The 14,333-nt window shown below is 46.5% G+C and carries 12 protein-coding genes; 4 read left to right on the forward strand and 8 right to left on the reverse strand.

The features are described from left to right. Positions 1-13: 13 nt before the first annotated feature. The gene (locus NIAKO_RS21715) at positions 14-931 is read left to right on the forward strand and encodes a hypothetical protein (RefSeq protein ID WP_014220600.1); all 918 of its coding nucleotides are present in this window, start codon (positions 14-16) and stop codon (positions 929-931) included. A 137-nt stretch (positions 932-1,068) separates the two neighbouring features. Here NIAKO_RS21715 and lipB read toward each other — a convergent pair whose 3' ends face one another. Further along, positions 1,069-1,836 (reverse strand): lipoyl(octanoyl) transferase LipB, encoded by a 768-nt coding sequence (gene lipB / locus NIAKO_RS21720; protein WP_014220601.1) that lies wholly within the window; start codon positions 1,834-1,836, stop codon positions 1,069-1,071. A 70-nt stretch (positions 1,837-1,906) separates the two neighbouring features. On the opposite strand from lipB, the gene NIAKO_RS21725 reads away from it, so the two are divergent. Continuing rightward, positions 1,907-2,983 carry an RluA family pseudouridine synthase gene (locus NIAKO_RS21725; protein ID WP_014220602.1) on the forward strand — a complete coding sequence of 359 codons (1,077 nt, stop codon included), beginning with the start codon at positions 1,907-1,909 and terminating at the stop codon, positions 2,981-2,983. 149 nt (positions 2,984-3,132) lie between these two features. On the opposite strand, the gene NIAKO_RS21730 is transcribed toward NIAKO_RS21725, so the two are convergent. The 5 genes from NIAKO_RS21730 to NIAKO_RS21750 all read right to left on the reverse strand — a co-directional run bounded on the left by NIAKO_RS21730 (position 3,133) and on the right by NIAKO_RS21750 (position 6,784). Further along, the gene (locus tag NIAKO_RS21730) at positions 3,133-4,080 is read right to left on the reverse strand and encodes a hypothetical protein (RefSeq protein ID WP_014220603.1); all 948 of its coding nucleotides are present in this window, start codon (positions 4,078-4,080) and stop codon (positions 3,133-3,135) included. A gap of 9 nt (positions 4,081-4,089) precedes the next feature. Beyond that, positions 4,090-4,668: a peptide deformylase gene (gene def / locus NIAKO_RS21735; RefSeq protein ID WP_014220604.1), complete on the reverse strand. Its 579-nt coding sequence runs from the start codon at positions 4,666-4,668 to the stop codon at positions 4,090-4,092. A gap of 82 nt (positions 4,669-4,750) precedes the next feature. After that, positions 4,751-5,164 (reverse strand): Holliday junction resolvase RuvX, encoded by a 414-nt coding sequence (ruvX, locus tag NIAKO_RS21740; protein WP_014220605.1) that lies wholly within the window; start codon positions 5,162-5,164, stop codon positions 4,751-4,753. After that, positions 5,164-6,123: a UbiA-like polyprenyltransferase gene (locus NIAKO_RS21745; protein WP_014220606.1), complete on the reverse strand. Its 960-nt coding sequence runs from the start codon at positions 6,121-6,123 to the stop codon at positions 5,164-5,166. The genes ruvX and NIAKO_RS21745 overlap by 1 nt, the downstream gene beginning before the upstream one ends. 133 nt (positions 6,124-6,256) lie before the next feature. Further along, a complete protein-coding gene (locus tag NIAKO_RS21750) occupies positions 6,257-6,784 on the reverse strand; it encodes an RNA methyltransferase (RefSeq protein WP_041349123.1) in 528 nt (175 codons plus the stop codon). 293 nt (positions 6,785-7,077) lie between these two features. On the opposite strand from NIAKO_RS21750, the gene mutS reads away from it, so the two are divergent. Then, entirely contained in the window at positions 7,078-9,699 is a 2,622-nt protein-coding gene (gene mutS / locus NIAKO_RS21755) for a DNA mismatch repair protein MutS (RefSeq protein ID WP_014220608.1), read from the forward strand. A gap of 153 nt (positions 9,700-9,852) precedes the next feature. Continuing rightward, the gene (locus tag NIAKO_RS21760) at positions 9,853-11,349 is read left to right on the forward strand and encodes a T9SS type A sorting domain-containing protein (protein WP_014220609.1); all 1,497 of its coding nucleotides are present in this window, start codon (positions 9,853-9,855) and stop codon (positions 11,347-11,349) included. A gap of 83 nt (positions 11,350-11,432) precedes the next feature. On the opposite strand, the gene NIAKO_RS21765 is transcribed toward NIAKO_RS21760, so the two are convergent. Then, positions 11,433-12,620 (reverse strand): acetyltransferase domain-containing protein, encoded by a 1,188-nt coding sequence (locus NIAKO_RS21765; RefSeq protein WP_014220610.1) that lies wholly within the window; start codon positions 12,618-12,620, stop codon positions 11,433-11,435. Positions 12,621-12,824: 204 nt separating this feature from the next. Next, entirely contained in the window at positions 12,825-14,330 is a 1,506-nt protein-coding gene (locus NIAKO_RS21770; protein ID WP_014220611.1) for a gluconokinase, read from the reverse strand. Between the last annotated feature and the right edge of the window lie 3 nt (positions 14,331-14,333).

Below are 14,333 nucleotides of genomic sequence, written 5' to 3' on the forward strand. Positions count from 1 at the left end.
TCAACCTTGGCGCATGCGCAAACTGGCAGCACTACTACTCATACTAACTTGTACCTTATGTACCAATAGCTGGGCGCAGGATACATTACCTAAGTTTACCGTTGTAACCAAAGGAAATAAAAAAGCTATCATCAGCTGGGTAAACAATTATCCTGTTGTTACGCAAATAAGCATTCAACGTTCATTAGACAGTCTCCGGGGTTTTGTGACCATTATGTCAATGGCCGACCCTACTGCGCCGCAGAACGGATTTGTTGATTCCAAAGCGCCGGACATGAAACAGTTCTACCGCATCTTTGTAGTGAAGAACAATGGCCAGTTCCTGTTCACCCAATCTAAACGCCCATACTGGGATACTGCGAAGGTGGAAGTAGTGAAACAACAACCCGAAAACGGCCGGCGGGTGATTATCCAGGATGGTGTGTCGGAAAAACAGGCCGAAGAAATAAAAGAGAAACTGCAGTCTAATAATACACCTGCAACTCCTACCCCTGTAGTAAAACCACCGGAGCCGGAGAAATTCTACTTTGTAAAAAAACTGGATACGCTGGTGGCTACCATCAACGCCAAAGAACTTAAGAAATTTCGCGACTCGGTAGTTATCAAAACAAAGGACACCCTGGCATTTGTAGGCCTTGACACCATTGTGTTAAAACCCTTTGTTCCCAAAGAAGTATACAAACCTTCCAAATTCGTTTATACCGAAAAGGATGGCAACATAGCCATCAACCTACCTTTTACCGGCATGCATCATTATTCCATCAAATTCTTCGATATGCAGGGCATTCCCCAGTTTGATATCGATGAAGTAAAAGAATCGCCGTTGCTGATTGATAAGGTGAACTTCCTGAAATCGGGGTGGTATAAGTTTGAGTTGTATGAGGATGGGAAGTTGAAGGAAAAGCATCGATTATTTATTCCAAAGGACTAAGCCCCCTTCCAGCCTCCCCCGGTGGGGGAGGAGTTGGGCAACCTCGCGATATTATTCAACAGATTTATCTTTTAACTTCAAACTTTGAACCTAATAACTCAAAAACTAACAAACTCAATAACTTAATAACCTACAAACTAAGCACCTGTTAACTCAACAGCAAATACTTTCTCAAAGTTCTTCTTAACACGCTCTTTAACCTCGTCCATATCTAATTTACGACCCAGTTCTCTTTCCAACGACGTAACCTGCTTGTTCTGAATACCGCAGGGAATGATATAATTGAAATAATTGAGATCGGTATTGATATTAAAGGCAAAGCCATGCATGGTGATCCAGCGGCTGCAACGGATGCCCATGGCGCAGATTTTCCGTTCTTTGCCGGGAATGGACGCATCCAGCCAAACACCGGTTTCACCGGGTGAGCGCTCCCCTTTCAGGCCATATTCGGCCATAGTTAAAATAATTACTTCTTCCAGGCTGCGCAGGTACCTGCCCAGGTCGGTATAAAATTTATCCAGGTCAAGAATGGGATAGCCAACCAGCTGATCCTTACCATGAAAGGTGATATCGCCGCCCCGGTTGGTATTGTAGAAACTGATGCCCTGGGCAGCCCTTTCTTCTTCACTGATGAGCACATTGCTCATATCGCCGCTTTTACCCAGGGTATATACCGGGGGATGCTCCACAAACAACAGGTAATTCGTCGTAGACGGCGTAACTTCCTCATTGTCAATTACCAATTGCCCATTGCCAATTGCCTCCAATGCCATATTCCTATTCCGGATCAACGTTTTGACCTCCACATTCTCTTTCAGGAGCTTTTCCTGCAGGTCCCAGGCGTGCTGGTACTCCATATTTCCCAGATCGCGGAAAAGAACGGCCTGTTTATTACTGGTTTCCATATAGAAACAAAGTTACTACTTTATATTACTTCCCCCAGTTCGTTACCTTTGCCCGAAACAGTGATACCCCATGACTATAAAGGATACCAATGTTTTCAATGATCCCGAAGAGAATGTAGATGGAGTTGAAGGCGCGGAAGAGCTATATGAGCGATTCAGTTTAACGGTAGATAAAGGCCAGGAACCCATGCGGCTCGACAAATTCCTTGTGGCCCGTATCGAAAACGCGTCCCGGAACAAAGTGCAGCAGTCAATTGAAAGCGGCCGGGTTACCGTAAACGGTAAAACCGTTCAGGCAAACCACAAAATAAAACCAGGCGAAGAAATTATTGTATACTCCGATAAGGAGATGCATGGAGAAGAGATCATCCCTGAGCAAATGCCGTTGAATATTGTGTTTGAAGATGATGACATCCTCATCATTAATAAACCTGTTGGACTGGTAGTTCACCCTGCCAGTGGTAACCCGCGCGGTACGCTCATTAATGGCGTTGCCTGGTATTTACAACAACAGAACAGCAATATTTCTGCAGATAACCTGCCCAGGTTTGGACTGGTTCACCGCATTGATAAAAACACCAGTGGCTTAATGGTGCTGGCAAAAACCGAAAAGGCAGTTACCAGCCTGGCGAAAGAATTTTTCGACCATACCATTCACCGCCAGTATGTGGCACTGGTGTGGGGTGATGTAGCCGAGGATGAAGGCACCATTCGCAAACATATTGGCCGTCACCAGCGGTTCCGCAAAATCTTCGATGCCTATCCCGATGGCGAGGTGGGTAAAGATGCGGTTACCCATTACAAAGTGCTGGAGCGCCTGGGTTATGTGACCATTGTTCAATGTGAACTGGAAACAGGCCGCACGCACCAGATCCGCGTGCATATGAAAAGCATTGGCCATCCCCTGTTCAATGACGAATTATATGGCGGCGACAGAATTGTAAAAGGAACCGTTTTCACCAAGTATAAACAGTTTGTAGATAATTGTTTTGCCATTTGCCCACGGCATGCCTTACACGCCAAGACCATTGGTTTTATTCATCCGCGTACGCGTAAAGAAGTGGTGTTTAATAGTGAGATGCCGGAGGATATGACGAAGTTGTTTGAGAAATGGAGAGGGTACGCCAAAACTAAAAACATCCAATAGGCGATAGAGGTATTTTTGGGATAATGAATCTTTGAGAATATAAGATGCAAATGTGATAATTTGCTAATGTGATAATTCGATAATGGGAATACAGGCATTTGTTTTCAATTATCACATTATCGAATTATCTAATTATCACATTTTGTACTTTATTCACTTTGTTTAAAATCAAAAAGAGTGGCGGTAAACACACATTTCTCCCTGCTCTTCATAACCACTTTCCAATCGCCATTGTAGCGAAGTACTTTGGGCACGAGGTAATTGCCGAAATGGGTCATTTCCACTTCCATGCGAACGTTGAAATCGTATACGCCGGCATCGTAGCTGAGGTCGTAGTTGCGGGCTACAATTTCCCAGGTATTGATGTTGAACCAGGTGGTCATGTTGTTCACTACAATTTTATCTTTCTCTCCTGCCGATAAATCGGCGCGGGGAATGCAGGTGAACACATAACACATTTCCCCTTTAAATTCATTCATATCGATGGTGAAGTCGTACCGCATGGCCACGTCGTCATCGAACAACGCTACCTTACCGCCAATAAAGGGAATGCCGGGAATCTTTTTACCGGGATTGAAGAACAGCATCTTCAGCTGTTCCTTGTGTTTAGCCAGTCCGCTTTTGCCTTCCGTGCTAAAAGCGGCGTTTCCTACAATATTGGTTTCGCCACAAATGGTATCCATGGCAAAAAACAAACCGGCATACATGCCGGCCGTATAATAGTTGAACTGATGATGTTTGTCGTAAATATCGCCCGTGGTTTGCTCTTCGAGCACCTGGGTAAAGCGGCAGCCATTGTTCACCAGCTGTTTGGTGCGGCTGTGCAGGGAGGCTATTACCTGTTCCTTTTTATCGAACATCGAAATGTCGTTCAGCGAGGTATAGCCCAGCACTTTCAGGTTGCGGAATGCTTTGTAAAAGGTAGTGTCGTTCTTTATGCGTTCAATAAAAGCAGCCACATTCAGGTTATTGCGCACAACCACTTCTTTTAAAGTAACCGCTTTGTTTTGAACTTTTACCAGGGTATCCTTGTCCTGGGCAAAGAGCCCACCCGTAATAAACAGACATATTATAACGCGCCAGCAAGCTGGTAGCATATGGGTACACTATTTAGGAAAGATCATTTTATAGTCGGCCCGTACTTTGCCTTTTTTAATATCCTCCAGTTTACCACCCAACAGTTTTCGTTTGAAAGGTTTCAGGTAATCGATAAATAATTTTCCTTCTATGTGGTCGTATTCGTGCAGAATGATGCGGGCAGTAATACCATTGAAGGTTTTTTCCTGCGGCACAAAGTTCTCATCTACATAGGTGAGGGTCACCGTTTCACTGCGCATTACATCTTCCCTGATTTTGGGAATGCTTAAACAACCTTCATTGTAAGCCCACTCATCCCCTTCGAGCGATTTTATTTTTGCATTGATGAATACCTGTTTGGTGCCAGGTTCATCGGGGTATTTTCCTTTTTCATCTTCCTCCTGGTTCTCAAAAATCTGCGCACTGTCCATTACAAATAAACGGATATCCTTGTTGATCTGCGGCGCAGCCAATCCTACTCCATTGCTGGCGTACATAGTTTCCCACATATCTTCAATCAGTTTTGCCAGGTTTGGGTAATCGGGGGTGATTTCTTTACCCTTACTCCGCAAAATATCAGCGCCATATGCTACGATCGGTAATATCATTCTTTAACAGTTGTTTTAAAAATCAGCATGCAAAGGTAATTGAAAAATGCGAGACGTTTGGCATGCTGGTTTTCATTGATAATCAGCTAATACTACGTAAATATTCCTGTAATATAATAGTGGCGGCAATTTCATCTACCAACGCCTTGTTCTGCCGTTGTTTTTTCTTCAGCCCCATTTCAATCATCGCCTGGGAAGCCATTTTAGAAGTATAGCGCTCATCCCACATTTTTATGGGGATGGTGGGAAATTCTCTTTTCAGCCGTTCCACCGCCTTTTTCACCAGCGGTGTGGCGTGCGTATCGGTATCGTCCCAGTTCTTGGGTTCGCCCATAACGATCAGTTCTACCGGTTCTTTGGAAAAATAATCTTTCAGGAACTTGAAGAGCTGGGGCGTTTCCACCGTTGTTAATCCCGTAGCAATGATCTGCAGGGGATCTGTAACGGCCAGGCCGGTGCGCTTCTTACCATAATCTATTGAAATGATGCGTGCCATTAATTGGTCATTGTTTTATAGGCTATCACCAGGTCGGTAATCACAAATACGGCAAACACCACACTGGCAATTCCATTGGCGGTCATAAAGGCGAGGTTTACCCGACGCAGATCGGTGGGTTTTACAATGGAATGCTGGTACAACAACATGCCCGCAAACACTGCCACACCTACCCAGTAAAACCAATGAAAATGTCCGTATACCCCGGCGGTAATAACACAGGCAGCGCTTAATATGTGCAACAGTTCCGATACCCGCAGGCCTTTCTTTTTACCCAGCCAGGCGGGGATGGAATGTAATTTTTTCGATTTATCAAACTCTTCATCCTGCAGGGCATAAATGATATCGAACCCGCTTACCCAGAAGATCACCGTGAAGGAAAACAAAATGGGCAGCAGCGAAAACACACCGGTCACGGCAAGATAAGCACCAATGGGCGCCAGCGATAAACCGAGGCCCAACACCAGGTGACAAAGCGGGGTGAACCGCTTGGTATAGCTATAGAACAGCACCACAAACAAGGCTACCGGCGACAGCAGGAAGCAAATGCGGTTGATGAACCAGGTGGTGACCATAAATGCTACGGCACAAAAAAATGTAAACAACAATACATTGTCAGCTTTTAAAATACCCGCGGGTATTTCGCGAACAGCGGTTCGGGGGTTCTGTGCATCAAACTCGCGATCGAGGTAGCGATTGAAGGCCATGGCGGCGCTGCGGGCAAAGATCATACACAACACTACCAGTCCTAATAATTTTGCCAGGCTTACATAATTGGGCGTGAACCTTACAATGGAGTGTATTGACTCGCCATGCGGGCCCAGCATATCATGGGCTTCACCAAGGCCGTTGCGTACCATGGCATACACACCCAACATAAAGCCGATAAGCGCAAAAGGCATGGCAAAAATGGTGTGCGCGAATTTTATCAGGCTGAGGTATTTCTTAACGGTGCTCATTAATTAACGTTGAATATTGAATTTTCAATTTTGAATTTCGATGTATGAAGTGGCAGTCGTGAATCGGCAAACGGCAGACGGCAAACATGGCTCGCGGCTTCCCGGTCAACCCGTCAACTTGTTAACTTGTCAACTACACCTTACTTCTAACCAATTCCCACAACACAATGCCCGCCGCTACGGATATATTCAAGGAATGTTTCATCCCTAGCTGCGGAATTTCGATACAGCCATCGCACAATTTTATCACTTCCTGGTCTACCCCGCTCACTTCGTTGCCAAATACAACAGCTACCTGCGGGTGCTGGTTCAGCTCAAACTGATGAAGCGGGATACTGTGCTGCACCTGTTCAATGGCAAACACCTGGTAGCCATCGGCTTTCAGGCGTTGAACCGCTTCTACAGTAGTTTCGGCATATTTCCACTCCACGGTTTCGGTAGCGCCCAGCGCGGTTTTATGAATATCGCGGTGCGGGGGCTGGGGGGTGTAACCACACAAATAAATGCCGCGTAATAAAAAAGCATCGGCCGTACGGAACACACTGCCCACATTGTGCATGCTGCGGATGTTATCCAGCACCACCACTACCGGCATTTTCTCGGCCTCCTTAAATTCATGAACCGATTTACGGTTCAGTTCGTCCATACTTAGCTTTCGCATGGCGGCAAAGGTAGTTGGAAATGGGCAGAGGGCAAAGGGCAGAAGGCAGCGGGCAGAGATCCGCAACGCGGCCAGGAAGACCTGGTTAACCCGTCAACTGGTTAACTGGTCAACCTGCTACCTGTATCAACGCTATCAACCCAGTCAACGTTATCAACCTGCCCCTCCCTACCCGTCAACTTGTCAACATGTTAACGTGTTAACTTGTCAACCTTACCAACTATTCCCCAAATTACCCACATTGCCCAAACGGCTTTTTAAAACGGTAACCAAACAATTTATATTTGCCCCTTATGTCGAAAACTGCTACTACAGAAACCCCTTTAATGCAACAACACCGGGCTATCAAACAACGCTATCCCGATGCTGTACTGCTGTTTAGAGTTGGTGATTTTTACGAAACTTTTGGCGAGGATGCTGTAGTGGCTTCGCAGGTGCTGGGTATTACCCTTACCAAACGGAACAATGGCGCTGCCTTCAGCAGCGAACTGGCGGGGTTCCCCCATCACGCCCTCGACACCTACCTGCATAAACTGGTGCGGGCCGGTTACCGCGTGGCCATCTGCGATCAACTGGAAGACCCCAAGGCTGCAAAAGGCATTGTAAAACGCGGGGTTACCGAACTGGTAACGCCCGGTGTGGCTACCAACGATAAAATGCTGGAGCATAACAGCAACAACTTCCTGGCCGGGATTCATTTTACCGAAGACCAGGCGGGGATTGCGTTTCTTGATATTTCAACCGGTGAGTTCTTTGTTGCCGAAGGCAATTCTGAATACATCGATAAATTATTACAAACGCTGAAGCCGGCAGAGGTAATTTTTCAGCGCAGCTTTCAAAAGCATTTTAAAGAGGTGTTTGGCTCCCGCTTTTATACCTACACCATGGAAAGCTGGATCTTCGACGGACCTTATGCCAACGAAAGCCTGCTGAAACACTTCAATACCCATTCACTGAAAGGGTTTGGAGTGGAGGAAATGCACCTGGGCATTATAGCCGCCGGTGCAGTATTGCATTACCTGAAAGATACCGAGCACCCCAACCTGCAACACATCACCAGCATTCAGCGCATTGACCGCGATGATTACCTGTGGATGGACCGCTTTACCATTCGTAACCTGGAATTGATCAGCACCGGGCATGGCGATGGAAATAACCTGCACAAGGTGCTCGACAATACGGTATCGCCTATGGGCGCGCGTTTGCTGAAACGCTGGATATTGTTACCACTGAAAGATATCAACCGCATCAATGAACGCCTGGAGCTGGTTGAGTTCTTTATCAAAGAGGTTGACCTGCGCAATAAACTGATTCAACATATAAAGCAATGCGGCGATATTGAGCGGCTGGTGAGTAAGATCCCGCTGAAGAAGATCAACCCGCGCGAAGTGCTGCATATAGCCCGGGGCTTACGGCATATTGAGGAGATAAAACAGATCTGCGCCAATGCTGACAGCGAATACCTGAAACGGCTGGCCGATTCGTTGAACGGTTGTCGCTATATTGAAGAAAAGATCACCAAAGAGATCATAGATAATCCACCCGTTGCAGTGGCCAAGGGTGGCGCCATTCAACCCGGCATACACGCCGGGCTGGATGAGCTGCGTAATATAGCTACCAATGGCAAAGAATACCTGGTGCAATTGCAGCAAAAAGAATCGGAGAAAACAGGGATCTCTTCATTGAAGATCGGGTTCAACAACGTGTTTGGCTATTACCTGGAAGTAACCAATTCGCACAAAAGCAAGGTTCCAACCGAATGGATGCGCAAGCAAACCCTGGCTAATGCGGAAAGATACATTACCCCCGAACTGAAAGAATACGAGGAAAAGATAACCGGGGCCGAGGAAAAGATCATGGCCATTGAGCTGGACATATATGAAAAGCTGTTGCTGGAATTGCAGGACTACATCGCCCCCATGCAGGTGAATGGAAATGTACTGGCTATCCTCGATTGCCTGCTGTGTTTTGCGCACAATGCCCTGCATTTTAATTATAAAAAACCCGAGCTGCACGAAGATGGTGTGCTGGAACTGAAAGAAAGCCGCCACCCCGTTATAGAACGCAACCTGCCCGTTGGCGAACCTTATATTTCCAACGATGTGTTGCTGGAACCGGCATCGCAACAGGTTATTATTCTTACCGGCCCCAACATGAGTGGTAAAAGCGCCATCTTACGCCAAACCGCGTTGATTACACTGATGGCGCATATGGGCAGCTTTGTACCAGCTACGGCTGCACGCATTCCACTTACCGATAAAATATTTACCCGGGTAGGCGCCTCCGATAACTTAAGCGGCGGCGAAAGTACCTTTATGGTGGAAATGAATGAAACGGCCAGCATTATCAACAACATTTCTTCCCGCAGCTTAATCCTGCTCGATGAAATTGGCCGGGGTACCAGCACCTACGATGGAATTTCCATTGCCTGGAGCATTGCTGAATACCTGCATCAAAGTCCGCATGCGCCCAAAACCCTGTTTGCCACCCACTATCATGAACTGAATGAGCTGGAAAACAAACTGCCCCGCATAAAGAACTTTCACATCACCAATAAAGAGGTTGGCAACAAGATCATCTTCTTACGTAAGCTGGCTCCCGGCGGCAGCACCCACAGCTTTGGTATTCACGTGGCCAAAATGGCGGGCATGCCTCCTGCCCTCATCGACCGGGCCAATGAAATATTGAAAGTGCTGGAGAAAAAGCACGAAGACCAACCCACTGCCAACGTTCAAAACAAACTGCAGGACCAGATAAAAGAGATCGCCAGCCAGAAAGTACAGCTGTCCATCTTTGACGCCCACAGCGAAACCTTTGGCGACATTCGAAAAATGCTCCATGACATCGACATCAACCGGTTAACGCCCGTAGAAGCCCTTTTAAAGCTAAATGAGATAAAAAACCTGGTGAAATAGGGTCTGCCGGTCGCTAAATAGGGATACCTCATCGAAATTAATATTAAAGTCCTAACATTAATATCATCTTGCTGCTGCAATAACCCGTTTGCTAACTCGTTTCAATAAGGATTAACCCGTAGATAGTTTTAAATATTTAATCGTACCCCGCCCGTGAAAACTGGTAAACTATTAGTTATCAGCCTGATCCTTTTTGGCAGGCTGTCTGCACAATGTCCCACTGCCCAGGGTGACCAAACCACCTATGGCACCAACGACACCTGGATAGGATATGTCTATGACAACGACAATTTCACCAATTACATGGGCTATGTGAACGAAGGTTCGCCTGGCCTTATGAATTTCGACCAGAAATTCGGTAACGTGAATCAAATCACCTATCCAACCAATGGCTGTTCTATTCAAACCGAAAGTTTCGCCATCCGGTATAAACTCACTAAAAACTTTGCTCCCGATACGTATTCCTTCACTGTAGGTGGAGATGACGGCTATCGCTTTAGCATCGATGGCGGCAACACCTGGCTTATTGGCGACTGGGGTGGTCACTCCTATACCACCCGGAGCATCAGCGTTGCTTTAAGCGGCGTGGTAAATATGGTGATAGAATACTACGACAATGGCGGCGGTAACGAGATCTCTTTTCAGGCCTGTGGCGGCACCACCGACGAAACGCTGTACGGCAGCGGTGATGTTTGGCGTGGATATGTATATGACAATCCGGACCTCACAGCCTGGAAGGGTGTAGTATTTGAAGGCGCCAGCGGCAATCCCTATTTTGATGAAGGTTTTGGAGGTGATGACGTGACCTATAATACCAGTAACTGTTCTATACAAACGAGTAGTTTCAGCGTACGGTACCGGCTGAAAAAAACATTCCCGCCCAGCACTGTTAACTTCCTGGTAGGTGGCGATGATGGCTATCGGTTTAGTTTGGATGGCGGCGCCACCTGGGTCATCAACAATTGGGGCGATCACGTATACCAGACAGGAAGTTATTCTGCTTACCTGGGCGGTACCTTAAACATGGTGCTGGAGTATTATGAGAATGGCGGCGCCAACCGGGTAAGCTTTGATATCAACTCCATAGTACTGCCCGCTCAGTTACAACAATTCAGTGGCCGGGTGCAAAATGAGCAAACTCTGCTAAACTGGACCATTACCCTTACCAGCAATACCGATCATTTTGTTGTAGAAAGAAGTGCCGATGGCCGCGCGTTTTTTAGTGTGGGCCAGGTGAAAGCATCAACTGGTGTAACCAATGCTGCCGGCGCCCGGTTCGCCTTTACTGACCCCACCGCCTTTACCGGCACGCAATATTACCGGCTGCGACTGGTTGATGTGGCTGGTGTAAGTACCTATTCAGAGTCTATCACTATAAAGAATAACATTACCGGCCAGGCAAGAATATATCCAACAATCATTCAGCCCAATACATCTTTGTGGTTGCAAACCGGCAAACAGCTCGATAACATGACCCTCACCATTACCGATTTGATGGGCCGCAGGGTTATGCAACAACATACTCCGGCATTGTCAGGTAATCAAACAACCAGTTATACATTACCATCACTGATGACAAAAGGAACATATGTTGTTCAGGTGAAAGATGTTTCAGGAGTGCAGCTTACGCAGAAAATTGTAGTTCAATAGGCATAAAGCCGAAAGGTAAAAGCCTGAAGCAAATACAACATCTGTATTTGTTTTAGGCTTTCTGCTTTAAGCTTTCAGTTGTATTATAAGTAACTCAACCACCACTGACTATGGGTGCTTTTATATTTATTATACCACCGGCATAAGGGATACAATGCCAGCACAACACCAATCCAGATCAGGTATACCACACCCAAACTATAGCCAAATGTCAAAGGCCTGAAGAAGAAAGGCGATTGGCCAACAATATCTTTGGTGCCATAACCTGAAGCATAAAAGGCAATTACTGTTAAGATATGGATCAGGTACAAATGCAGTACATAGTAAAAGAACGGCACCCGTCCAAACACTTTCACAAAATCAGTAAAACGGTTCTGTACATTCTCGAGCAATGCCAGCATAAGCAGCGAGGGCCCCAGCGTAATGCACATGTACATTAAAGAAGGGGGGTACTTGTGCACATTCATAAACGACAGAAAAGTGGCCATGCCGGTTTTCTGCGGTGTCCAGGGCAATGGATTGCCATAGCCATTTAACAAGCGCAGCGCCACAAATAAAACGATCAGTCCCAGTCCTATACCCACCAGGGCTTTTTGTCTTTTAATGGTATCAACAGTTGGGGTAAATAATTTACCGGCACAATATCCCATAAGCATAATGCCCGTCCAGGGCGCAAAAGCATACGCAATAACCAGCGAATGCTGTGGGAATAAAGTAACATTATCAAACCGCCCATCGTGTAACAGGTCCCAGATAAAGGGTACATTATGGTTATGGGCAGCTTCGGGATAGTCGAGCAAATTATGACCCAGTACAATCAAAGCGCCAAGAGCAAAAATAACTCCATAGGGCAACCGTACTGCCAACCCCAGCAATACCATGCTGATGCCGATGGCCCAGATTACCTGGAAAATGATGGTGTTATAAAGCGGGTTAAAAGTCCAGGCCAGGGAAATTACCACCACTTCGATCAGGACCAGCCACAAACCCCGCTTTAATAAAAAACTGCTGAGCGCCGCCTTTGTTTTTTTCAACCCGATCAGGTAGGCCGAAGTACCGGCCAGAAATACAAAAGTAGGCGCACAAAAATGCGTGATAAAACGGGTGAAAAATAAAAACGGGGTGGTAGTAGCAGGATCGAGTGGATCGTGTTGAAATGAATCACTGTGAAAATAATCCCGCACGTGGTCAAGCGCCATAATGATCATCACAATGCCGCGTAACACGTCAATAGACTGTATCCGCTTCTTTACTGCAGGTAGTTGGTCCATACTGGCTATTTAAGGAGTTCCATCAAATTTACTGATAATCCATAAAAAAAGCCCTCCCCATATTCGGGAGGACTTCCTCACCCCTACGTTATCGGGGTGCCTTGTTTTAACTTAACCACAGCGATTGAAGGCAGAGTTGTGCAACCTTCAGCTATAGTACTTCAAAAAATAATGCCAGTTGTGCCGTTTACATTAAATAAAATGTTAAAGACCGGAAAGGCGAATATTATTTAGTGTTTGAAAATCATCCTTTAACTTATTATAAAGACCTGCATATACTTTGTAATACAATTGATAGCGCGCATGCAGCTCCATATTGGGGTTATATTGCTGCTGAATGTGGAAAATGCGGGACGTATCATCAGTTTTCATAATACCCAATGCCTGAAAACCCAGGAGCGCAGCACCTACTGAGGAGGCATCATCGCTGTTTATAAGATTGATCTCTTTTCCAAACAAATCGGTTAACCATTGTAGCCATAATGGTGAGTTGATAAACCCGCCGCTGGCATAAATGTGTTGTATGGCCCCCACCGTTTCCTGCACCGATGCCGCTACCTGGTACAACGCATAGTTAATACCTTCGATAATGGCACGCATAAAATGCGCTTGCGTATGGCCGCTATGTATCCCTACAAAAACACCCTTTGCATTGGCGTCCCATACCGGAGCACGTTCGCCTAAAATATAGGGCAAAAACAAAAGTCCATCTGCGCCGGCGGGCGCCTGCTCCGCCTGTTGCACAAACCAGCTGAGATCGCCTCCGCTCGAAAATGGCTTTTTCAAAAAATGTTCTGTATACCATTTCAGCAATACCACCCCATTGTTGATGGCGCCGCCAGATACATACAATTCATCGGTAAGGATATAATTGAAAATGCGTTCCTGTTTATCATAGGCCGGTTTATTGGCAATCATGCGCACGGCGCCGCTGGTGCCAATGGTTACCGACAGATCGCCGGGATGAGTGGCATTGCTGCCGAGGTTGGCCAAACAGCCATCACTGGCGCCAATAATAAAAGGGGTGTTTGCATCTATGCCCAACTGTTTGGCATATTTTGCTGCCAGCCCTTTTACCATATAAGTGGCAGATACAGGTTGTGATAATTTATCGCTGGTAATACCGGCCGCCTGCAACGCAGGTGCATACCAGGTCTTTTTATAAATATCAAACAGGCCGGTGGCTGAAGCAACGGAATGATCGACCAGGTATTGCTTGAAGAAGCGGTAAAAAACAAACTCCTTGATGGAAATGAACTTGTGCGTAACTGCAAAAATGTGCGACTGGTTATTGCGCAGCCACATGATCTTGCACAGGGGCGACATGGGATGAACCGGGGTGCCGGTATTCTTATAGATCTCTTTATCGGCAGGGGATTGTTTTAATGCTTCGGCATATTCGGCACTGCGGGCATCGGCCCAGGTAATAACGTTGGTAAGCGGTTCGCCATTACCATCTACTGCGATCAGGCTGTGCATGGCGGCGCTGAAACTAACGCCCGCTACGGGCCCGGAGATGCCTTTTACCACCTGTTGAATACAGGTTATAACGGCACTGAACAGTACTTCGGGATCCAGCTCATGATAGCCGGGCGCCCCTACCAGCGGGTTATACGACACATACGCATTGCCGGTAACCTGTCCTTCGTGGGTAAATGCAATCGCTTTGGTGCCTGATGTTCCAATATCAACGCCGATGATAACATGCATATG

This window comes from Niastella koreensis GR20-10 (assembly GCF_000246855.1).
GTDB classification, from domain to species: domain Bacteria; phylum Bacteroidota; class Bacteroidia; order Chitinophagales; family Chitinophagaceae; genus Niastella; species Niastella koreensis.